The sequence below is a fragment of the Paenibacillus sp. Pae15 genome (genome assembly GCF_024519685.1).
Lineage (GTDB): Bacteria > Bacillota > Bacilli > Paenibacillales > NBRC-103111 > Paenibacillus_G > Paenibacillus_G naphthalenovorans.
The window spans coordinates 94,030-114,959 of record NZ_JALJRM010000008.1 but is presented as its reverse complement, the minus strand read 5'-3'; the positions used below and the strand labels follow the sequence as shown (position 1 = coordinate 114,959).

The 20,930-nt window shown below is 49.2% G+C and carries 23 protein-coding genes; 20 read left to right on the top strand and 3 right to left on the bottom strand.

Going from position 1 to position 20,930, the window contains the following annotated elements:
* The 16 genes from NR121_RS09210 (at position 1) to NR121_RS09135 (ending at position 12,593) form a co-directional block, all read left to right on the top strand.
* A complete protein-coding gene (locus tag NR121_RS09210) occupies positions 1-702 on the top strand; it encodes an ABC transporter ATP-binding protein (protein ID WP_062409566.1) in 702 nt (233 codons plus the stop codon).
* 96 nt (positions 703-798) lie between these two features.
* Positions 799-1,623, top strand: coding sequence for a methyl-accepting chemotaxis protein (locus NR121_RS09205; RefSeq protein WP_062409565.1), 825 nt, complete (start codon positions 799-801; stop codon positions 1,621-1,623).
* A gap of 48 nt (positions 1,624-1,671) precedes the next feature.
* Positions 1,672-2,652, top strand: coding sequence for an MBL fold metallo-hydrolase (locus tag NR121_RS09200; RefSeq protein ID WP_256831104.1), 981 nt, complete (start codon positions 1,672-1,674; stop codon positions 2,650-2,652).
* 124 nt (positions 2,653-2,776) lie between these two features.
* Positions 2,777-3,712 carry a Phenylacetic acid catabolic protein gene (locus NR121_RS09195; RefSeq protein ID WP_054817427.1) on the top strand — a complete coding sequence of 312 codons (936 nt, stop codon included), beginning with the start codon at positions 2,777-2,779 and terminating at the stop codon, positions 3,710-3,712.
* Between the two features lies 1 nt (position 3,713).
* Positions 3,714-4,040, top strand: coding sequence for a metal-sulfur cluster assembly factor (locus NR121_RS09190; RefSeq protein ID WP_062409563.1), 327 nt, complete (start codon positions 3,714-3,716; stop codon positions 4,038-4,040).
* Complete coding sequence (locus NR121_RS09185) at positions 4,037-4,276, top strand: hypothetical protein (protein ID WP_054817428.1); 240 nt, start codon at positions 4,037-4,039, stop codon at positions 4,274-4,276. Before NR121_RS09190 ends, NR121_RS09185 begins: the two co-directional genes overlap by 4 nt.
* Complete coding sequence (locus NR121_RS09180; RefSeq protein ID WP_054817429.1) at positions 4,269-4,910, top strand: Phenylacetic acid catabolic protein; 642 nt, start codon at positions 4,269-4,271, stop codon at positions 4,908-4,910. The genes NR121_RS09185 and NR121_RS09180 overlap by 8 nt, the downstream gene beginning before the upstream one ends.
* Entirely contained in the window at positions 4,900-5,064 is a 165-nt protein-coding gene (locus tag NR121_RS09175) for a PaaD-like zinc ribbon domain-containing protein (protein ID WP_171005986.1), read from the top strand. The genes NR121_RS09180 and NR121_RS09175 overlap by 11 nt, the downstream gene beginning before the upstream one ends.
* 18 nt (positions 5,065-5,082) lie before the next feature.
* Positions 5,083-5,940: a 3-hydroxyacyl-CoA dehydrogenase NAD-binding domain-containing protein gene (locus NR121_RS09170; protein ID WP_062409562.1), complete on the top strand. Its 858-nt coding sequence runs from the start codon at positions 5,083-5,085 to the stop codon at positions 5,938-5,940.
* Positions 5,930-6,691, top strand: a complete 762-nt coding sequence (locus tag NR121_RS09165) for a 3-hydroxyacyl-CoA dehydrogenase family protein (protein WP_062409561.1) — start codon at positions 5,930-5,932, stop codon at positions 6,689-6,691. Before NR121_RS09170 ends, NR121_RS09165 begins: the two co-directional genes overlap by 11 nt.
* Positions 6,688-7,884 carry a thiolase family protein gene (locus NR121_RS09160; protein WP_062409560.1) on the top strand — a complete coding sequence of 399 codons (1,197 nt, stop codon included), beginning with the start codon at positions 6,688-6,690 and terminating at the stop codon, positions 7,882-7,884. Before NR121_RS09165 ends, NR121_RS09160 begins: the two co-directional genes overlap by 4 nt.
* Positions 7,885-7,895: 11 nt before the next feature.
* A complete protein-coding gene (locus tag NR121_RS09155; protein WP_256831102.1) occupies positions 7,896-9,377 on the top strand; it encodes an aldehyde dehydrogenase family protein in 1,482 nt (493 codons plus the stop codon).
* A 28-nt stretch (positions 9,378-9,405) separates the two neighbouring features.
* Entirely contained in the window at positions 9,406-10,182 is a 777-nt protein-coding gene (locus NR121_RS09150) for an enoyl-CoA hydratase/isomerase family protein (protein ID WP_074729494.1), read from the top strand.
* A 77-nt stretch (positions 10,183-10,259) separates the two neighbouring features.
* A complete protein-coding gene (locus NR121_RS09145) occupies positions 10,260-10,796 on the top strand; it encodes a gamma carbonic anhydrase family protein (protein ID WP_062409557.1) in 537 nt (178 codons plus the stop codon).
* Entirely contained in the window at positions 10,793-11,578 is a 786-nt protein-coding gene (locus tag NR121_RS09140; protein WP_256831101.1) for an enoyl-CoA hydratase-related protein, read from the top strand. Before NR121_RS09145 ends, NR121_RS09140 begins: the two co-directional genes overlap by 4 nt.
* Before the next feature lie 34 nt (positions 11,579-11,612).
* A complete protein-coding gene (locus NR121_RS09135) occupies positions 11,613-12,593 on the top strand; it encodes a beta-ketoacyl-ACP synthase III (RefSeq protein WP_054817431.1) in 981 nt (326 codons plus the stop codon).
* Positions 12,594-12,844: 251 nt separating this feature from the next.
* Here NR121_RS09135 and NR121_RS09130 read toward each other — a convergent pair whose 3' ends face one another.
* The 3 genes from NR121_RS09130 to NR121_RS09120 form a co-directional block, all read right to left on the bottom strand.
* Positions 12,845-14,119, bottom strand: coding sequence for a metal-dependent hydrolase family protein (locus NR121_RS09130; protein WP_256831100.1), 1,275 nt, complete (start codon positions 14,117-14,119; stop codon positions 12,845-12,847).
* 72 nt (positions 14,120-14,191) lie between these two features.
* Complete coding sequence (locus NR121_RS09125; RefSeq protein WP_256831099.1) at positions 14,192-14,971, bottom strand: alpha/beta fold hydrolase; 780 nt, start codon at positions 14,969-14,971, stop codon at positions 14,192-14,194.
* Between the two features lie 165 nt (positions 14,972-15,136).
* Positions 15,137-15,853 carry a FadR/GntR family transcriptional regulator gene (locus tag NR121_RS09120; protein ID WP_054817433.1) on the bottom strand — a complete coding sequence of 239 codons (717 nt, stop codon included), beginning with the start codon at positions 15,851-15,853 and terminating at the stop codon, positions 15,137-15,139.
* A gap of 246 nt (positions 15,854-16,099) precedes the next feature.
* On the opposite strand from NR121_RS09120, the gene NR121_RS09115 reads away from it, so the two are divergent.
* The 4 genes from NR121_RS09115 (at position 16,100) to NR121_RS09100 (ending at position 20,922) form a co-directional block, all read left to right on the top strand.
* Positions 16,100-17,005 carry a fumarylacetoacetate hydrolase family protein gene (locus tag NR121_RS09115; protein ID WP_062409552.1) on the top strand — a complete coding sequence of 302 codons (906 nt, stop codon included), beginning with the start codon at positions 16,100-16,102 and terminating at the stop codon, positions 17,003-17,005.
* 15 nt (positions 17,006-17,020) lie between these two features.
* Positions 17,021-17,275, top strand: coding sequence for a hypothetical protein (locus NR121_RS09110; protein WP_256831098.1), 255 nt, complete (start codon positions 17,021-17,023; stop codon positions 17,273-17,275).
* A 223-nt stretch (positions 17,276-17,498) separates the two neighbouring features.
* Positions 17,499-19,301: a sensor histidine kinase gene (locus NR121_RS09105; protein ID WP_062409550.1), complete on the top strand. Its 1,803-nt coding sequence runs from the start codon at positions 17,499-17,501 to the stop codon at positions 19,299-19,301.
* Complete coding sequence (locus tag NR121_RS09100; RefSeq protein ID WP_256831097.1) at positions 19,285-20,922, top strand: response regulator transcription factor; 1,638 nt, start codon at positions 19,285-19,287, stop codon at positions 20,920-20,922. Before NR121_RS09105 ends, NR121_RS09100 begins: the two co-directional genes overlap by 17 nt.
* The last annotated feature ends 8 nt before the right edge of the window (positions 20,923-20,930 follow it).

The window sequence follows — 20,930 nt, the reverse complement described above, 5'->3', positions numbered from 1 at the left end:
ATGCTTCAGGTGGATAATATTCATTCCTATTACGGAGACAGCCATGTGCTGCAGGGCGTTTCCGTAAACGTGAAAAAAGGCTCGCTTTCCGTGCTGCTGGGACGTAACGGCATGGGAAAAACGACGACCATCCGCTCTATTATCGGTTTTACCCCTCCAAGACAAGGGAAAATCCGGTTTCAGGGAAACGAGATTCAGAAGCTGCCCTCGTACCGGGTGGCGCAGTTGGGAATCGGATTGGTTCCGCAGGGAAGAGGCGTGTTTCCCAATCTTACGGTAAAGGAAAATCTGACGATCGCCGCCCGGAACAGCTCCAGAAGAGGCTGGACATTAGACAGGATTTATGAACTGTTTCCCCGTCTGAAGGAACGGGCGTCCTCCATGGGAGGAAACCTCAGCGGGGGCGAGCAGCAAATGCTGACCATAGGCCGTGCGTTAATGACCAATCCCGATCTATTGCTGCTGGATGAACCGTCGGAGGGCTTGTCGCCGCTGATGGTGCAGGAGGTCGAGAACATTATCTCCGCCTTGAAGCAGGAAGGCCTTTCCATGCTGATGGTGGAGCAGAATATATCCATGGCTTTGCATGTAGCCGATTGGGTATATGTGATGTGTAAAGGGGAAGTCGTATTCGATGGGTCCCCCGATGATTTAAAGCGGAATGACGCAGTAAAGCACAAATATTTAGGCATGAGCAGTTAACCGGACGAGGAACGATGGGGAAGATGGTGTTCATCAGGACTTTCGCTGCTTTACCGCAGCCATAAAATAGGTTAGCCCATCATCGGAGGGATGTACTTGAATCAGCTGTTAGCCCATTTCTGCGCCATAGCGCCTTTTTGGAATTCTCTTTCGCAGGAAGATACGACGATCGGCGTATCGGATACCGAAAAGTTTCTGGAGTATATTCCTGGCCGAACCTTTACTTTAGGTCTTAAAGCCGGCGACCCCATTAAGCCGGGAGGCATTACCCATCGAACCCTGACCAGCGGGACGCGGCAAATCGGGTATGTGCCCAGGGAAGTGTTTGGCGTGCCCACCATTGCGATCGGCCTGCCTGTTTATGACGGGGACCGCCTTGTCGGGTGCATATCCACGGCGATTACACGCGAAAAGCAGGAGCAGTTATTTCATGCCGCTGAACGATTGTCGTCGTCCATGCAGCATTTAGCCGCCACTTCGCAGCAGTTCAGCGCCTCCTCTGCCGAAGTGGAACGGATTATTTCGCAAATCGCGGACCAAACCGTACGCTTAAGCCAAAATATTGACGGCATTGAAAGCATCACCAACCTGTTAAAGGAAGTATCGGTTCGGACTCATCTGCTGAGCATCAATACCAAGATTGAAACCGCTCACTTGGGCGACAAGGGCAAGGCGATGGGCGTAGTAGCCCAAGAAATCAACAAACTGTCCGCCGATACGAAGGAATCTTCAACATCGATTGCACATATGCTTGCTGAAATTGCGTCGGCCGTACAAATGATCAATGACCGAATGCAGATGGTCCACAAGATTGTATCCGAACAGCTGGATGGAATTGTAGACATCGCCAGAACGACAAGCGATTTAGCGGAGCATGCCGAGAAACTGCACCGGTTGTCCGAATTTGTTGCCGCCGACTAATGTGGGCTGTGCTCTCCACAGCTTCACGGTAAAGGGGGAAGGTAACCAGTGGATAAAACAGAAAAAAACGGGTGCACAGTATATCCGATCACCGTTTCAACGCCGTATGACGTGGGATACGTAAATATGTATTTAATGGAAGAAAACGGTAATCTTACCTTAATCGATGCAGGTATGGATTCCGATGAATGCTGGAATGCGTTCCATTTGACGCTGTCCCAAAACGGTTATTCCTTAAGCGATCTGTCACAAATTTGGATTACCCATAACCATCAGGACCATATCGGATTGGTCAATCGCATAACCGCACGGAGGGAAATCCCTGTTTACGCGCACCGGGAATCGATTCCCCGGCTAAAGAGAGACCCCGAATTTCTGTCGCTGCGCATTCGTTTTTTCGAAAAATTATATCGGTCGATGGGCTGCGGTGCGGCCGGAGATCAGCATATTCTCAAGCTGCAGGAGGCCGTCCGGCGGAATGAACAGTTTAAAATCCATGCGGAAATCATTCCGCTTTCCGATTCAGAATATCTGGGAAATGTTCAAGTGATAGAAGTTCCCGGACACGCTCCGGATCACATTGCTTTTTGGGATGCCCAAAGGCAGTGGTTGTTTGCCGGCGATCATCTGCTGAAGACGATCTCCAGCAACGCCTTCATTGAGCCGGACCTGGAAGGAAACCGGAAATTCACCTTGGTTGAATATACCCGTTCATTAAACAGATGCTTGTCTCTCCATGCGGACACCGTATTTCCGGGACATGGGGAGCTGATTGACGATCCCAAGGACCTGATTGAAAGAAGATTAACGCGAATCGGGCAAAAAGCAGAGAAAATACGGGAAATGATTCAAAGCGGCGGTTCGACGGCCTACGAGCTTGCTCAAAGCTATTATCCAACCAAGTATATCCACGTCTTTGCTCCAGTCATGTCCGAAATCATTGGCTTATTGGATTATTTAGAAATGAACGACCGTATTAAAAAGATATTGAAAAATGGCGTGTGGCATTATGAACTTCAGACCTCTTAAGTAAGAATAAATCCTTATTTAAGGGGTTTTTTTATGGGATAAAATGATCTTGACAGCGAAAAGAGTATATTATATTATTACGTTAAACGAACGAAAAATAAAAAAACATAATGAGGTGATAGTGATGCAGCAAGCTACATTGTTAAAAGAAAAGGTCAATGCGGGCTTCATGGTCGAACGGATAGAAGATATGGATGAGGAATATCTCAAAGCTTTGAAGCAGACGCTGGTGATTGTCGGCGACACGGAACTGCTTAGTGTTCCTCCTTTGTTAACCGTTTACAAACAAGCGCCTACGCTGAATAACAAAATTACGGCGCTGGCTATAATGCAGGATGAAATCGGCCACGCGCATATCGCTTACCGTTTATTAAAGGACCTTGGCGTAGATGTGAACGAGCTGCTTTATGATCGGCCGGCGAATAAATGGAAGAATCCTTATGCTTTCGACTTCAAGCTTTCGAACTGGATTGAACTGGGAGTCTTCAATGCGTTGTTCGACCGCGCAGGCTACACGCTCCTTGGAGATGCGTACGAATTTACATCCTATGGACCGTGGAAGCGGGCGCTGGTCAAGGTAGATAAAGAGGAATTGTTCCATCTGCGCAACGGGGAAATTATTATGAGAGCCGCGATGGATAACCCGGAAACCGCCAAGCAGGTACAGAAAGCCGTGGATTGGATGTTCCTGATGGGGCTGGAGTTCTTCGGTGTAGCGGATGAATTGAAGAGCCGTTCGGCTCAGCTGGATTATCGGCTCAAAGGCAGATCGAACGATGAGCTCAGGCAAAAATGGCTTTCTACCGCCGTTCCATTTTGCGAATCGATAGGGGTTAAGATACCGGCCCGCTGGAATGAGCAAATGCAAAAGTACGAGATTACCGTGCCATTTCCCTGTAAATTTGATGTTGAGAACAAAACATGGCTGCTGGATCAACCGGATACATGGGAAGGCGTCATCGCACGATTTAAAAAGAGAGGCCCGCAGAATGTGGAGTTCGTATCGCGTATCCAGCAAGGCGCCCACAAGATGGCGGCTCTCCGTAAAGAGGTGGGGTAGCATGCAGGATGTAAAGCAGGAGGTCAAGCGTTATTGGGAAGCTTTGAAAGAGGTAATGGATCCCGAATTTCCCGTTAGCGTCGTTGATATGGGGCTTATATACGAAATAGAAGAAACGGATGCGGTCGTCTCCGTTACCATGACGTACACGGCCGTCTCCTGCGCCTGTATGGAGTGGATCGAAGCGGATATCAAAAAAAGACTGCTGCAGGAACCGGGTGTGCGGGAAGTGCAAATCCATGTCGTGTGGAATCCGCCGTGGACCGTGGACCGTTTAAGCCCGGAAGCGCGCGAGAGAATGAAAAAATGGGGGGTTAGCGCCCGATGAGCCAAACAGGAACCCGATTTGAATATGAAGTGTTTACGCGGATCAAGAGAGGAGACAACCTGATCCATGTTGGAACGGTTGAAGCTCCGACGGATGAATTGGCCAAAGTATACGCGGGCTATATCTACGACGAGGAAGACTGGGTGGAGATGTGCGTCGTTCGCAGAGACAGCATCAAGTGGGTCATCCAGCCGGAGGGGCTACTTGTTAAAGAAGGAGCAGTGCGATATGAGTAACAAAACAGCCGGATTGGCCTCATTTATCGAAACCATCGAAACGATAGCGGATAATAAATACATTCTGGGAGATCTGTTGGTCGAAATCGGAGTCAGCGGCCCGGATCTTGAAGCGACCCTATCTACCATTGCCATGGCTCAAGGAGAGCTGGGACATGCGAGACTGCTTTACAACTGGGCGTTCGATTTGAAAGGAATCAAGAAACAGGAGATCGAACGCCAAACTGGTAAAGCGTTTACATCCGTGGTTGCCGTCGACAACTGGATTGACTTAATCGGTTCTTTATATGTGGTGAATGTAGGGCTGGAGCTTGTGCTTAAAGCCATGCTGAATGGACGCCATACCGATGTGGTTAACCGCATCAACAAGCTGTTGAGGGAGCAAAAAGAGCATATTATGTATTCCAGAGGCTGGGTGGAACAGCTTCTCAGGGATCAAGGCGCAGTCCCGCGCAAAATGGACGAAAGCATAAAAAAGGTATTTCCGGAGGTACAGGCTTGGCTGAAGGGGCTGGAGGATTCCAGTGCTTTGATTGAAGAGGGGTATCTAAAGCCCGGAGTCAGACTTGTGGCTCCCTTTCAGTCGCAAATCGGGAGTGTGCAGGCGCAAAGGGCTGAATCCGATGTCGTCTAAAGATGAAAAACAACCCCATTGTTCCTTTTGCAATTCGACGAATGTCGTGCTGTTATCCCGGTTTGGGACGGCGCAGCTGGTCAGGCAATATTACTGCAACGACTGCCGCAGCGCTTTTGAATATATCCGGTGGCAAAATGAGGATGCCCGGTGACGCGAGGTGTAAAGCCCGATGAAGGTACAGACGGTCGGAGTGGTTGGTTCAGGCACGATGGGCGCCGGTATTGCGCAAATCATCAGCCAAAACGGTTTTAGCGTTCTGCTGTACGATATCAACAAGGAGATTGTTACGCGGTCCTTAACACGCATTTATTCCCAGATTGATAAATTATTCGAAAAAGGCAAGCTGACCGAGTCGGAGTCACATGATGTAAAAACAAGAATTCGTACAACGGTTCAGCTGGCCGATCTGCAGGTGTGCCAAATCGTGATCGAAGCGGCTCCGGAAATCATGGAAATTAAACAAACTATTTTTCAGGATTTGGACCGGCACTGCCCGAACGAAACGATATTGGCTACGAATACGTCATCCTTCTCCATCACTGAAATTGCAGGGTTCACGGATCATCCGGAACGGGTTGCGGGATTGCATTTTTTCAACCCTGCCCCCTTGATGCCGCTCGTCGAGGTGATCAGCGGACTGCGGACCGGAGAGGACGTGATGGAGCGTCTTGCAGATTTTGCGCGGAGCATCAACAAGAGCCCTGTCACCTGTAAGGATACCCCGGGATTCATTGTTAACCGGATTGCACGCCCTTACTATAACGAAGCGTTGCGGATTATGGGCGATCAGATGGCATCCCCGGCACAGATCGACCGGATTATGACCAAAGCGGGGAAATTCCGTATGGGTCCTTTTGAATTGCAGGATATGATCGGCGTGGATATTAATTTTGCCACAACGGAATCTTTACACCAGGGATTTTTCGGCGATGCCCGATTTCGCCCGCATTATTACCAGCAAAGAATGGTACAGTCGGGACAGCTGGGCAGAAAGTCGGGGGGAGGGTACTACGAGTATGACAGATAGGCAGTACGTCGCTGTTGTAGGCACCAATTCACTTGCCGATGCGCTGAGAAAGCAGCTTAGTCCTGTGAACGGAGTGGAGGTCCTTGATCTTCAGGAGGCGAAGACGCGCTCCATTCCGCTCCATATCGTGATAGAAACATCGAACCTGGAGCTTGCGGAGAAAAAAGCCGGGCTTCAGAGCTTGGAAAAATACATTGCCGGCGATACGCTGATTTTGTCCTCGGTACTGGGGGCTACAGCGACTCAAGCGGCATCATGGCTGTCTCATCCTTCCCGGCTTGTAGGGTTTGCGGCGTTTGCCAACCTGGAACAAACAGAATTGATCGAGCTGTGCGCGGCGCTTCAGACGGATGCCGGGTACGCCAAACAAGCGGAAGCCTTCTTTACCGCCATCGGTAAAGAAACCGAGTGGGTGGAAGACGAAGTCGGATTAGTGTTCCCCCGCATATTGTCGATGATTGTGAACGAAGCCGCGTTTGCGTTGATGGAGAAAATCTCCTCGGCAGAAGAGATTGATACGGCAATGCGTAAAGGTACGAATTATCCGATGGGGCCGCTGGCTTGGGCGGATGAACTGGGATTGGATGACATTTATGCCGTGTTGTCCGGACTCCACCGCGATATGGGCGAAGACCGGTACCGGCCTGCTCCCCTGCTGCGTAAGCTCGTTCACGCCGGGTGGCTGGGGAAAAAGACAGGCAGAGGATTTTATGTCTATGCCAATCAAGATGCAAAGGAGTCGATCGTATGAGGGAGGCCGTCATTGTTGACGCTTTGCGTACCCCGATCGGTAAATATAACGGCTCGCTGCAACATGTGCGTCCGGATGACCTGGCCGCCATTGTGATTCGTGAATTGCTCAAGAGAAATCCGCTCGACCCCTCTTTGGTGGAGGATGTATTCTTCGGCTGTGCGAATCAGGCGGGGGAGGATAACCGCAACGTAGCCCGTATGGCCGTCCTGCTCTCGGGGATGCCGGAATCCGTGCCGGGCGTTACCGTCAACCGGTTGTGTGCTTCAGGATTGGAAGCGATTAACCAGGCGGCGGCTGCGATCCATTCGAACATCGGCGATATCTTTATCGCGGGAGGTACGGAAAGCATGTCCCGTGCGCCTTACGTCATGCTGAAGCCGAATTTGAGCGGCGAACGGGGCAACCAGACGATGTATGACACCACGCTGGGCTGGCGCATGGTGAATTCTAAACTGGCGGAACAATATCCTCCGGTCAGCCTGGGGGAGACAGCGGAAAATGTGGCCGAGCGTTATGGCATTTCCCGGGAAGAACAGGACGAATTCGCATTATCCAGCCAGCTTAAGGCGCAGGCGGCCATCCAAAGCGGCCGGTTTAAGAGCGAGATCGTTCCGGTCGAGGTGAAGCAGGGCAAACAAACCGTCATGTTCGATACGGATGAACATCCCAGAGGGGACACGACCCTGGAGAAGCTGGCTCAGCTCAAACCTGCTTTTAAAGTAAATGGAAGCGTAACCGCGGGTAATTCTTCGGGCATCAACGACGGGGCAAGCGCTCTGCTGATCATGGAGAGGCAAACCGCGGAAGGCTTGGGCCTGACCCCAATCGCCAAAATTGTGACCTGGGCGGCATCCGGAGTCGATCCGGCCTACATGGGCATCGGCCCGATACCCGCCGTAACCAAAGCGCTGAAAAAAGCGAATTTGACGGTGAGCCAGCTGGATCTGATCGAAATCAATGAAGCGTTCGCATCCCAATCGGTCGCTTGTGTCAAAGAGCTTGGCCTCGACATGAGCAAAGTCAATGTGAACGGGGGAGCGATCGCTCTAGGGCATCCGCTCGGATGCAGCGGCGCCCGGATCGTGACTACCATGGTGCATGAAATGACCCGCACCGATTGCCGCTATGGCTTGGCTACCATGTGTATAGGGGTAGGACAAGGACTCGCCACGGTGATCGAAAAACTCTGAGGAGGATTACGATGTTGAAAGAATACTATCCGCTCTTTATTAACGGCAAGTGGGAAGACAGCAGCAATGGCGAGGTATTTGAAACGCATAATCCCGCGACGGGAGAAGTGCTGGCGAAAGTGGCGAAAGCGACCAAAGCCGATGTGGACAAAGCGGTGGCGGCGGCCCGGGAGGCATTCGAGAACGGCAAGTGGTCCAAATTTTCTGCGGCCAGACGCGCACGAGTGCTGAATAAGATCGCCGACCTTCTGCGCGGCAGATTTAATGAATTGGTTCAGCTTGAGGTGCTCAACAGCGGCAAGACGGTAGACGCCGCCAAAGGGCAGATTAACCAGGCGATCGAAGACTTTGAATTTTATGCCGCCGCCGCCATTACGCAGAGCGGTCAAGTGAACCAGGTACCTAACGGATTTTTTAACTATACGGTAAAAGAACCGGTCGGGGTATGCGGACAAATCATCCCGTGGAACTATCCGTTCATGATGGCGGCCTGGAAAGTGGCGCCTGCTCTGGCTGCAGGATGTACGGTGGTGCTCAAGCCGGCCAGCTTCACTCCGATAACCGCGTACGTGCTGGCAGAGGTTTGCCATGAAGCGGGAGTTCCCGAGGGTGTCGTGAATGTCCTGACCGGCAGCGGCTCGGAAATCGGGCCTTACATGACCGAGCATCCCGGGATCGACAAGATCGCATTCACAGGCGAGACGGAGACCGGTAAAGATATTATGGCCCGCGCGTCCGTCACGTTGAAACGTGTGACGCTGGAATTGGGCGGCAAATCTCCGAACATCGTATTCGAAGATTGCGATATGGACGGCGCTGTGGACGGCTCGCTGTATGGGATTTTTTACAATACAGGTCAATCCTGTGAAGCCCGTTCCCGGTTGTTCGTTCATGAATCCATTTATGACAAGTTCATGGAGAAGTTCATTGAAAAGGCAAAGAAAATCCGCGTCGGTGACCCGTTTGCCGAAGGCGTGCATATGGGTGCGGTTATCTCCGCAAGCCATGAGAAGGTCATTGACGGCTATGTGAAGCTGGCTGTGGAAGAGGGAGCCGAAGTGCTTTATGGCGGTAAGCGCCCTGAAGGCCCCGAGTTTGACAAGGGACATTGGTATATGCCGACGATTATAGGCAATGTTCGAAATGACATGAGAGTCGCCCAGGAAGAAATCTTCGGTCCGGTCGTCGTCGTGATGAAGTTCAGTGATGAAAAAGATGTGATCAAGCAGGCGAATGATTCCATCTTCGGACTGGGGTCCGCGGTTTGGACCAAGGATCATGGAAGAGCCCATCGGGTTGCCGCCGCTATGCGTGCAGGCATTGTCATGATCAACTCTCCGATCTCCGCATTCCCGGGCACTCCGTTCGGCGGGTACAAACAATCCGGCTTCGGCCGGGAGCTATCGCTCGAAACGATGAATTTGTATACGGAAACCAAAAGCGTTGTCTCTTACGTAGGAAGCCGTCCGCTGAATCTATTCGGAATTCAATAATTTAAACCAACCTTTAGGAGGAATTCAAATGTCCAATTTGACGCTTAAAAAAGAAAACGGAATTGCAGAAATTCACCTTCATATCAATAAAACGAACTCTTACGGCCTGGAGTTCTACAAAGAGCTGAACGCCGCGATTGACGAAATCCGTTTCGATTCATCCATTAAAGTTGCGATTCTCATGAGCGATGTACCGAAGTTTTTCTCTGCGGGAGCGGATATTAACTTCTTGAAGGCGGCTGAACCCCGTTACAAAACCCAGTTCTGCTTATTCTGCAACGAGACACTGGATAAAATGGCGCGTTCTCCACAAATTTTCATTGCTTGCCTTGAAGGGCATACCGTTGGCGGCGGTCTGGAGATGGCGCTCGGCTGCGACCTTCGCTTTATGGGGGATCAAGCAGGTAAAATCGGTCTGCCGGAAATCTCGCTCGGGGTGCTCGCCGGAACCGGCGGGACGCAGCGCTTGGCGCGTCTGATCGGCTTCTCCCGCGCGCTGGACATGAATATCACAGGCAAAACGATCTCGCCGCAGGAGGCGCTTGACATCGGGCTGGTCAATGACGTATTCCCGCAGGAGCAAACGCGCGAAAAAGTGCTTGAGTATGCCGGAAAAATCGTCAACAGCGCATCCTACGCTGCAGCCAACATCAAGCTTTCCATCATGAATGGGAAGGAAATGCCGCTGAATGTGGCGATTCGTTACGAAGGCGAGCTGCAAAATCTGCTCTTCCGTTCCGACGATGCCAAAGAAGGCTTGAGCGCTTTTCTGGAAAAACGGGAAGCCAACTGGATTGGTGCATAGAACGAATTCAACTTGTATTGCGATATCGGCTGCCGTATGGCCGATATCGCCATTTTTTTAAAGGCAGGTGTTCCACTTTGATTCTGGCATTTAACGGGAAACAACCGAAGATCGCGGGCACTGCGTTTATTGCTCCTAATGCAACGATTATCGGCGATGTTACGATTGAAGACGGAGCGAGCATCTGGTTTGGCGCCGTGCTCCGGGGGGATTGCGGGCCGATCGTGGTAGGGGCGGGAACCAGTGTGCAGGATAACTGCGTCATCCATATGACCAATAGCGGTACCTTCATCGGGGAGGATGTTACCGTCGGACACGGCGCTATACTGCACAACTGCCGTATTGGCCGTAAATCCGTTATCGGGATGAATTCGGTCGTCCTGGATGATGCGGAGATCGGGGAAGAATCCGTTGTCGCGGCGGGCAGCATTGTGACCCCTAGAACCGTATTTCCGCCGCGTATTTTGATTACCGGCAATCCCGCCCGGAAGAAAAAAGACATTGAAGGCTCTTCTCTCTGGTGGGTCCAGGAAGCGTCGAAGGTGTACAAGGACTTGACGAAGCAATATCACAGCCAAGGAATCGGCATATGGAAAGAGGAGGATCAAGGATGAACCCAAAGCCAATCGTATGGGAGCAGCATGGACATATCGGCTGCATCAAACTGAACAGGCCCGATGAATTAAACACATTTCATTATGAAGCGCTCGTCAGTCTGGGGGAGATCATTGAAGAAATCGAGCAAAATCCCCGGGATATACGTGCGGTTATCGTTTCGGGAGAGGGCCGCGCTTTCTGTGCCGGAGCCGATTTGAAGGAGCGCCGAACCTTAAATGAGCAGCAGGTTCGGCGAAATGTAAGAAAAATCCGCGACGTTTTTTCGGCGTTGGGGCGATTGCCGCAGCCGACCATTGCCGCCATCAACGGTTTTGCTTTCGGCGGCGGGTTTGAACTGGCGCTGGCCTGCGATTTTCGATTCGCTGTCAAAGGCGTGCTCATGGGACTGACCGAAGTGAGCCTGGGGATCATTCCCGGAGCGGGAGGAACGCAGCGTTTGCCCAGGCTGATCGGACCGTCCAAAGCGAAAGAACTCATCCTTACCGCCCGCAAAATCAGTTCCGAAGAGGCGCTGGATTTAGGTATTTTAAACGGTCTCGCCGAGGATCGGGAGCAGCTTCTGGAGCTGTGCGAGCGGCTTGCAAACGAAATGCTGGCCAATGCTCCTCTTGCCGTTTATCAAGCTAAATATGCAATCGACCGGGGCTTGGGCGTTGACCTGCAGACCGGTCTGGATCTGGAATCCAAAGCGTACGAGGTCATCATCCCGACCAAAGACCGGATCGAGGCGCTGGAAGCGTTCCGCGAGAAGAGAAAGCCCAGGTTTACCGGTGAATAATTCAATATACAAGAAGCATTGAGGTGTATCCATCATGTCCAGAGCCAGGGTTAGCGGAGTGGGATCTTATGTCCCGGAAAACATACTGACGAATAGTGAGCTGGAGAAGATCGTAGATACTTCAGACGATTGGATAGTGGAGCGTACCGGCATCTCCGAAAGAAGGATTGCATCGCCTGATCAGGCTACTTCGGATCTGGCCTTTTTTGCGGCGGCGGAGGCGATCGGGGATGCCGGGCTGCAGGCCTCCGACATCGACCTGATCATTGTGGCTACGGAAACTCCTGATCATCCTTTCCCGCCGGTCGCTTGTCAGCTTCAGCATCGGTTAGGGTGCCGCAGCATTGCAGCGTTCGATGTTCATCTCGCCTGTACCGGATTTATTGCCGCTTTGCATGTTGCGGAGAAGTTCATCAAATCCGGGTCATGCAGGCATGCTCTGGTGGTCGGCGCCGATACGTTATCCAGAATTACAGATTACACGGACCGCTCCACTTGTATTTTGTTCTCCGACGGCGCCGGAGCTTTTGTGCTGTCTGCCGGCGATGAAGCCTCCCCGGATGGCATTATTCATTCCGCGATTCATTCGAACGGAGAATATTTTGATGCGGCGATCGTACCGGGAGGGGGCAGCAGGCATCCTCAGCCGCACAGTGAGGAAACCAAATACAAGATTTTGATGAACGGCAACAGGATCTTCCGGCTTGCCGTAACACTCATGAGCCAAAGCATTAAAGAGACGCTGGAGCACAGCGGCTTGACTTTGGATCAGGTGGACTGGGTGATTCCTCATCAAGCCAATCAGAGGATTATTGACGCCGTCGGAAGAACCCTGGACGTTCCGCACGAGAAGATGATCAGCACGATCCGATATTACGGAAATAACTCGGCGGCTACGGTCCCGCTGGCTATGGATCATTCCGTCAAAACGGGCAAAATCAAACGCGGCGATATGGTGGCGATGGCCGCTTTCGGCGGAGGATTGGGCTGGGGGTCCGCGTTATTGAAATACTAGAGGTGCGGCGGGCATTCGAACGTTATCATTCTTCATCACATGCCGGTGAAGAGATATACTGATTTAAGGCGGTGGCGGATTCTCTGTTACGCTGAAAATCAGCGTAACAGAGATCTGACGGCGATGGCCTTGGCAAGGGTTCCCAACCCTTGTCATATAGTCGTTTTTTTCATAGAACACAAGAGCCGTCCCTCGGTCATCCAGTTACTCCATCAGGTTGACTTATGGGACAGCCCCTTCTTCCTTTCTTTTTATGCGCCTTGAACTTGTCTGATTGGAAGCTTGTTCATTATATAGGCTCCGTCCTTCATGACCACATGGAGTTTGTCATGATCCTGGAGTATGGAGATATTATCGAGCGGGTTACCGTCTACGACCAGAATATCGGCAAGCTTACCCGCCTCAATCGTTCCGATTTTATCCTCCATCAGCATAACCTGGCCGCCGTATTTCGTGGCGGAGACAATGGCATCCATGGGCGTCATCCCGACCAGTTTGACAAAGTGTTCGAGATCCCGGGCATAGCCGCCGTGAGGGCACCATTTAAATCCATAGTCGCCGCCCGGCAATATTCGAACTCCGGCTTTGTAAAGGCGATTCATATTCGACAAGGCAATTTCCAATCCTTCCTTGTATCCGGTTGCATCTATAGCTTCCTGGCCGAAATATTGGGCCCCATGCTCTAATGTGGAGACAAGCCAGTTCAATGCGGGGACTACGAATAAACGGTCCTTATGTTCAACAAGCATTTCAAACGCTTCATCATCGATGAAATCGGCATGTCCGATAATGTCGACCCCGGCTTCTACACAAATCTTCACGGAATCGGATGAACGCGCATGAGTATATACCCGTTTTCCTCTGGCATGCGCTTCTTCGACCGCTGCCCGTACTTCCTTCAACGTATAGAGCGTCATTTCACTCCGGGCGTGCGGAGTCAGACTCTCGCCGCTTACATTCAGCTTAACCAGATCGGCTCCTTCCTTGAGCAAGCTTCTTACGGTTCGCCGAACCGCATCCTCGCCATCGGCAAAAATAGAGAGACCGGAAACATGGACATGATTCGGATGCAGATCGACAAAGCTTCCGGTTGCGGAAATCTCGGCTCCATTGGCCAGCATCCGGGGCCCGACAATCAGCCCCTGATTAATGGCATCCCGAAGGGCAATGTCTACCCGTCCTCTCGCGGCAGCGCTTACACAAGAAGTAAAACCGCTTTTAATCATCGTTTGAGCGTTTAAATAACAACCAAGCATGGTTTCCTCAAGAGGTTTGAAATCGATATCTTGAATATAAAGGGAGTTTTGCCATGTGAAGTGGGTGTGGGCTTCTGTCATACCGGGCATGATGGTTTTGCCGTCCAGTTCAATCACGTCGACATCGGCCGGATCGTAATGGGCGGGAAGAGAAAGATGAGTGCCTATCGAGGTGATTTGATGGCCTTCAATCAGGACATCCATTCCCGCCTGCGCATCTTTTCCCGTACCATCGATTAATAAACCGTTGCGGAGCAATACAGCTTTCATATTTGTAACCCCTTTCATGAAATGGAATAGCATGCGAATGAGATTTTATTCTTACAATCAGGGAAACCGGCATTAAAGTGTGGACAGGAAGTTGAGAAGGCTTTTGTTGACGGCATCCGGCATTTCGATCGTAGCCCAATGTCCGCAATTCGGTATAATTTCCAGCTGCGCTCTGGGGAAACGCCGGCTCATGAGCTTTGACATCGAAAGAGGACTCACCTTATCCTCATCACCGACAATAAGCAGAACGGGGGCCTCGACTTTGGAGTGGTCGATCGCCTGCGCTTGGGCAAGCGCTCTGCAGGAAGCCGCATACGCTTCCGGATGATTGCGCAGCAGCAGATCCTTGGCCAATCCGATTAAAGCGTTGTTCGTATGCTTGGAATAGGAAGAGAAACCGCCTTCGATAATGGCATCGGCAACAGCGTCCATTCCATTGGTACGGACCACATCGGAGCGATCGTAAATTCCTTTCCTGACCGCCTCCGAGGGCTCGGTAAGACCTCCTATGAGCGTCAGGCTTTTGACCATGTGCGGATAGGAGACCGCAAAATGCTGAACAACAAGGGTTCCCAGCGAATGGCCTGCCAAATGTGCCGCCTCAATGTTTTCGCGCAGCAGCAATTCCTTTAGATCAGAAACCCACAGCTCGATCGAATACTCGCACTGTGAAAGACCGGTTCGCCCGGACCCGCGCAAATCGTAGGAAAGCGTTCTATAATACCTGGAGCAAACCGTTGTCTGGCTGTTCCAGATATGGAGACTGCCTCCCAGGCCGTGGACGAAGACAATGACGTCACCGTCGCCTTTACTTTCATAGTTAACTTTCAAATCATTGACCTGGCCTAACATCTCATACCTCCCCGAAATCGTATTTTTCAAAATTGGTTATTCCAAAACAACAAATTGGTTTAACCAATATCTACCCCTATAGTAAACGACGCCTATCCTTCCGTAAATAAAAAAATAAAAAACAAGCTCCATGACAGAGACATGGCAGCTTGTTTAAGTGAAAAGCTATTGTTCCAGCATATTGCTTCTTACCGTTTTTAAATGCTCCAAAGCGACAATTTCCGCTCTGCGGGCATCACGTTCGCTTATCGCTTGATAAATTTCAAAATGCTGTGCACTGTATGTTTTCATTCGCTCCGGATTTAAGCTCTTTTCTTTCAATGTTCCCCATAGCTTTTCCGAACGAACGTTATTCACGATGTTCATAATGTAAAGGAGAAATGAATTTTTGGAGGAGACGGCGATCATATGATGAAATTGGCCGTCCAATTGTTCAAATTGGCGAATATCGGCATCTTCTATCGCTTGATTCAACTGATCCATATTTTGTTTTAATTGCTGTAGATCTTCTTGCGTGGCGCGAAGTGCAGCCAAATGTGCGAGATAGGGTTCGAAGGCCATTCGGACTTCAAACACCTCGGAAGGACTCGTCTGCTTCGAGATCTCGGCGAATAAGCCATCCATGCTTGAAAAATTGGCGTTTTTAACGAAGGTTCCTTGTCCGACATGGCTTTCAATGACACCGATGATTTCAAGTGCGCGCAGGGCTTCCCTGACTGTTGCCCGGCTGGTTTGGAATTTCTCTGCCAGCTCCCGTTCGGAAGGCAAGCGGTTTCCCACTTTTAGCGCGCCTTTTTCTATGTGATCTCTGATTTGATTTGCAATTTCAAGAAAAGCTTTATTTTCACCTACAGGAAAAAAGGCAAGTTCAAATTCCGCCATTACATAGTCTCCCCTCATGGTCTTACCAATGATGCTTTCAAATGAGTCCGGTTATTGAAATAATTATTAATTATATCTATAGTATGATCCTATCGTCAATTCGCTATAAGCAGCAAACGATTTGAATTTATATAAAAGACGCTTGACTAAAAGCGGGGGAATGCTCTAAGATATGAATACATTATTGGTTAGGCCAATTGTACGATTGGCCGCTCGACTATGATTAAAGACCAGGGAGGATTTAGCATGTACTTAACATCATTTACTCACGCCGGGCAATTAAAGTATGGCTTTCTAACGCAAAACGGACAATCCGTCGTGGATGCGCAAGAAGCGGAAAAGCGGCTTTTTGAGGAAACTTTATTGCCCGGAAGTTTAATTGAAGTGATTGAAACCGGGGAGGCCTATTCCCGTCTGAAAGAAATCAACCGTCTGCTCCAAGACGGCGGGGACCATGCCTTACCGCTCTCTGACATTGTGCTTGAAGCTCCTATTCCTTTCCCCAGACGAGATATCATTTGCCTTGGTCTAAATTATAGGGAGCATGCGCTTGAGTATACGGACGCTATGGAGGAAGCGAAACATATTCCTCAGCATCCGATTGTTTTCAGTAAAGCGACGACAACCGTCATTGGACCGAACAAGCCAATCAAAAGCCATTCGGATGTGACGAAACAAATCGACTATGAAGCCGAGCTTGCGATTGTGATCGGAAAGGAGGGCACGAATATTTCCGAAGCCGACGCCTATGATTATATTTTCGGCTATACGATCATTAACGATGTCACGGCGCGTGACCTGCAAAAAAAACACAGTCAATGGTTTTTGGGAAAAAGTCTCGATACCTTCGGACCTATGGGACCTTATTTAGTTACCGCTGACGAAATTCCGGCTCCCGTCAAATTGGATATTCAATGCAGAGTCAACGGAGAAATAAGACAACATTCCAATACCGAATATCTCATTTTTGACATTCCTGCCATGATTAAAACGCTCTCCAGCGGAATAACGTTAAAACCGGGCGATATTATTGCCACGGGAACCCCGAAAGGCGTGGGCCTTGGCTTTCAGCCGCCAAAATTTTTGAATCCGGGCGATCGGGTAGAAGTGGAAATTGAAAAAATCGGGGTATTAAGCAATGTCATATCTTAAAGAAAGGTGAATGTCATGTTGGATACGATTCTGCTTGCCGAAATGACCAGCGGTTACTCGGATGAGGAACTGCAAGCCATCGCAAAGGGCTTTTGCCCGAAGTGCTCGCCGTATAATATCAGGTACCGTATTCTTGAAACCTGTTATAGAGAAAAGCAAGGCATGGATGTACATCGGGTGAAATGCAGTAACATTGTTCAATGTGATTGGGATGAAAGCATACCCGCAGCGCGAGTTGATAATGGATTGGAAGGCTTCTTTGAATTATAGCCCGGAAGCATTTGCCAATGCATCGTACAATGAATCCGTTGGAAAGCCCCTCTTACGGCATAGGCCAAGAAGAGGGGCTTTTTGCCGCCCCTATGTCCCCGCCGCGGGGCAAAAATGGTATAATGGTTTTTGGCACCAGCGTTTCCGGTTTGAAGCAGTGAAAAGGGGGGAATATATGACCGTATTGCGCCGTTTGATGAGCCGTTTTTTCCATAGGAGGAGTATGCAGTATCAGCTTTTCATCACTTATTTAGGCATCAATCTGCTTCCTCTTCTTATCGTGGGAGCGCTTTCTTACCAAATTGCTTCTTTGGCGATCGTTCAGGAAGCGAGACGGAATAACGATCTTTTATTAGAAGCGATAAACAGAAACATCAACTTCTATATAAGAGAAATAGAGGATAAATCCACGATATTTTCCTCTGCTTTATTACAAAATTATATATTAATGGATAAATATGATAATTCCTGTGATATTTTCAGTCCGGAGAATCTGCTCAAGATCAGAAGGTATGTTACCTCCACCGTGGCATCGGGCGATGAGTATGTCAGTATAAGAGTTTATTCGGACAATGGCCGGCTTATTGACAAGGCGCTCCATAAAAATACATACACACATGCCTATAGTTCACCGGCAGAGCTGGCATGGCAGCAAAGAATGAAGGAAAACACAAGCGATGAGCTTATTTTCGATTTGCATCAGCTGGATATTAACGGGATCTACAGCTTCACCGCGTCCAGGGCGATTATGGATCCCAATACGAACCGGAGGATCGGCTATATTAGCTATGATAAAACGTTATCCTCCTTCTCATCCATGTTCAAACAAATCGAATACCGAAGCGGAGGCGTAACGCAGGTCATCAAGAAGGATGGGACCCTTCTGTATCATTCGAACAATGCTTTAATCGGCAAAAAGGCGGACAGAAGCCTGTTGGAACGCTTTAATCGAATCAGCGCCGATACCTTTATTGAACAAATAAAGGGCCAGGATGTTGTCGTCACCTTTAACAGAGCGGCGGGCGGCAGCTTGTACGTGGTAGGTTCGGTCCCGCTTTCTGCGCTGACCGAGGCGATCAAGGATTTACGCAATATGACGATCATCGTCAGCTGTCTGTCCATGCTTCTGGTGCTGATCCTGTCTTATTTCCTTTCCATTTACATGATCAAACCGATCAAGAAGCTGAACAGTTTAATGTCCAGGGTGGAGCGGGGAAACTTTAATGTCCGTACGGAAAACATGGTGAACGTCAGTAAAGAAATCAATCAATTAAACAACAGCTTTCATACCATGGTAGACACCATCAACCATTTGATTAAAATTCAATACGAAACGGAGCTTCATAAGAAGGACGCGGAGCTTAAGGCTTTACTGATGCAGATCAATCCCCATTTTCTCTACAATACGTTGGAGGTGATCAATGGGATTGCCGATTATGAAGGGGTAACGCAAATCTCTGAGATTACCCAATCGTTAAGTAAAATGCTGCGCTATAACATCGATTTGAATCGGGAGCATGTTCAACTTTCCGCCGAGTTGGAACATTGCCGGCATTTCTTTCTGATTTTGAAAAGCCGGTTTGAAGACCAATTGATCGTGGACTGGGATGTAGATCCGGAGGTAGGCTCCTACATGATCGTCAAAATGGTCCTGCAGCCGTTATTGGAAAACTCGATTAAGCACGGGGTGGAGAAGAAGCTGGGAAAAGGGTTTATCAAACTGTCCGCTAAAAAATACGAGAAACGGATCGAAATCGAAATAACGGATAATGGCGTCGGTTTTGATGCCGATAAATTGAAAGATTTTGAACAATATAAACGCCAGTCGTCCAACACTTATGCTGACTTTACTTCGGCAAGACATTTGGGACTCAAGAACGTATACACGAGACTGCGCATTGTTTTTGGGGATGAGGTTACCTTTCATATTAACAGCATACAAGGAGAAGGAACAACGATCACGATCAACATTCCGGCGGTGAAGCGCATCGATGACGGGGGGAAACTTGATGACGGGACAAAATAATCAGCATATCAACGTATTTATTGTAGAGGACGAAATTGCGGTCAGACGGAGTTTAATCGGTAAAATTCCATGGGGCTATTTGGGAATGAATCTGATGGGGCAGGCACAAAATGCTGAAGAAGCCTATGAGGCCATCCGGCTGGAGAGACCCGATATTATCCTGCTTGATATGCGGATGCCCGGTATGGGCGGTATGGCGTTTCTGGAAATATTGAAAAGACAGTTTCCGGCGATCGAGGTGATCGTATTAAGCGGATATTCCGATTTCGAATATGTGAAGCAGGCATTAAGGTGCGGAGCAACCGATTATTTATTAAAACCGATCATAAAAGAAGAGCTGGAGAAAGCGCTGATCCAGGCCATGGACAACATCAAGGCTGACAGGCAAAAAAAACAGGAGAGGATGCAGCAAAATCTGCTGCTCAATCAAAGCATCCCCTATTTCAAACGCAATTTGTTAAACACACTGGTACGGGGCGTTTATATGGATTGTTCGGAATTGCTTAAAAAACTGGCTTTATTGCATGTCAAGCTGCCATATCCTCATTACGTGCTTGCAATGATTAATATCATCGATTTCGAACAAATCAAGCGGCATTATCGAAGTGACGTTTCGCTTGTTTTTTTCGCTCTGGAGAACGTGATGACGGAAAGTACGGGATATGCTCAACGCTTTATCGGCTTTAAGAGCGAGCTGAGAGAAAACGAATATATTTGCCTGCTCGGATTCGAAGAAAAGGAAAACATTCGCCATCAAGTACAGGAAATATTCCGGAATACCATCTTGAATATTGAAAAGTACAATAAATGGCATATTCATATTTCGGTCAGCCAAGTGTTCAGCGAAATCACGGAGGTTCATCAAATATATAACCAACTCTCGTACGTATGGCATGAACAACAGGACGGTAAGGCATCGCGCCTTCTCTTTTATGAGGATCTTCAACCGGAGGCAGCCGATGCGGAGTCAAGCCTATGGAGCTCTGAAGCGGCTTTGGAATGGGACGAACTCATGGCGAAAAGGGATTGGAAAGGATTGATCCGTGCGATTCATCATCTTTTTTTGCAATTGAAGTCCCGGTATAATGACGATCTTCGGATGTATAAGAAAGCGGCCGCACGGATTTACCGGATGATGGAGGAAAAAGTGCAGCGGATGCCGCTTCGTTCGCATGGCCAAGCTGCTCCGGATCATCCGTCCTTTAACGAATGGGTGTCTAAGTATACGAATATTGACGATCTGAAGTACGGTTTGATCGCCTTGCTGAATGATGCGGATAGTCCGAAAAATAAAAACGGTCAAACCAAAAAGCTGATTGAACAGGCAAAGGAATATATTGATCACTACTTTTATGAAGATTTGTCGCTCGATTTTATGGCCCAGAAATTTTATATGAACCGTACCTACTTTAGCGAACTGTTCAAACAGGAGACGGGTTGTTCGTTCAAAAAATATTTGATTCAAGTCAGGATCGATAAGGCTAAGGAGCTTCTGGCGGGACAGAAAATGAAAGCGGTGAATGTGGCTTTATTGGTCGGGTTTAAGGATCCCGTTTATTTTTCGACCGTATTCAAGAAGTCGACGGGACTTTCCTTTAAGGAATATGCAGACCAAATATAACAACCGAA

What these genes read in the sequence shown, in the direction of transcription:
- NR121_RS09100 (WP_256831097.1), top strand. Translation starts at nt 19,285, where the DNA reads ATGACGGGACAAAATAATCAGCATATCAACGTATTTATTGTAGAGGAC.
- NR121_RS09140 (WP_256831101.1), top strand. Translation starts at nt 10,793, where the DNA reads ATGAACCCAAAGCCAATCGTATGGGAGCAGCATGGACATATCGGCTGC.
- NR121_RS09135 (WP_054817431.1), top strand. Translation starts at nt 11,613, where the DNA reads ATGTCCAGAGCCAGGGTTAGCGGAGTGGGATCTTATGTCCCGGAAAAC.
- NR121_RS09195 (WP_054817427.1), top strand. Translation starts at nt 2,777, where the DNA reads ATGCAGCAAGCTACATTGTTAAAAGAAAAGGTCAATGCGGGCTTCATG.
- NR121_RS09180 (WP_054817429.1), top strand. Translation starts at nt 4,269, where the DNA reads ATGAGTAACAAAACAGCCGGATTGGCCTCATTTATCGAAACCATCGAA.
- NR121_RS09125 (WP_256831099.1), bottom strand. Translation starts at nt 14,971, where the DNA reads ATGTTAGGCCAGGTCAATGATTTGAAAGTTAACTATGAAAGTAAAGGC.
- NR121_RS09130 (WP_256831100.1), bottom strand. Translation starts at nt 14,119, where the DNA reads ATGAAAGCTGTATTGCTCCGCAACGGTTTATTAATCGATGGTACGGGA.
- NR121_RS09150 (WP_074729494.1), top strand. Translation starts at nt 9,406, where the DNA reads ATGTCCAATTTGACGCTTAAAAAAGAAAACGGAATTGCAGAAATTCAC.
- NR121_RS09110 (WP_256831098.1), top strand. Translation starts at nt 17,021, where the DNA reads ATGTTGGATACGATTCTGCTTGCCGAAATGACCAGCGGTTACTCGGAT.
- NR121_RS09170 (WP_062409562.1), top strand. Translation starts at nt 5,083, where the DNA reads ATGAAGGTACAGACGGTCGGAGTGGTTGGTTCAGGCACGATGGGCGCC.
- NR121_RS09190 (WP_062409563.1), top strand. Translation starts at nt 3,714, where the DNA reads ATGCAGGATGTAAAGCAGGAGGTCAAGCGTTATTGGGAAGCTTTGAAA.
- NR121_RS09120 (WP_054817433.1), bottom strand. Translation starts at nt 15,853, where the DNA reads ATGGCGGAATTTGAACTTGCCTTTTTTCCTGTAGGTGAAAATAAAGCT.
- NR121_RS09210 (WP_062409566.1), top strand. Translation starts at nt 1, where the DNA reads ATGCTTCAGGTGGATAATATTCATTCCTATTACGGAGACAGCCATGTG.
- NR121_RS09175 (WP_171005986.1), top strand. Translation starts at nt 4,900, where the DNA reads ATGTCGTCTAAAGATGAAAAACAACCCCATTGTTCCTTTTGCAATTCG.
- NR121_RS09160 (WP_062409560.1), top strand. Translation starts at nt 6,688, where the DNA reads ATGAGGGAGGCCGTCATTGTTGACGCTTTGCGTACCCCGATCGGTAAA.
- NR121_RS09115 (WP_062409552.1), top strand. Translation starts at nt 16,100, where the DNA reads ATGTACTTAACATCATTTACTCACGCCGGGCAATTAAAGTATGGCTTT.
- NR121_RS09165 (WP_062409561.1), top strand. Translation starts at nt 5,930, where the DNA reads ATGACAGATAGGCAGTACGTCGCTGTTGTAGGCACCAATTCACTTGCC.
- NR121_RS09105 (WP_062409550.1), top strand. Translation starts at nt 17,499, where the DNA reads ATGCAGTATCAGCTTTTCATCACTTATTTAGGCATCAATCTGCTTCCT.
- NR121_RS09155 (WP_256831102.1), top strand. Translation starts at nt 7,896, where the DNA reads ATGTTGAAAGAATACTATCCGCTCTTTATTAACGGCAAGTGGGAAGAC.
- NR121_RS09185 (WP_054817428.1), top strand. Translation starts at nt 4,037, where the DNA reads ATGAGCCAAACAGGAACCCGATTTGAATATGAAGTGTTTACGCGGATC.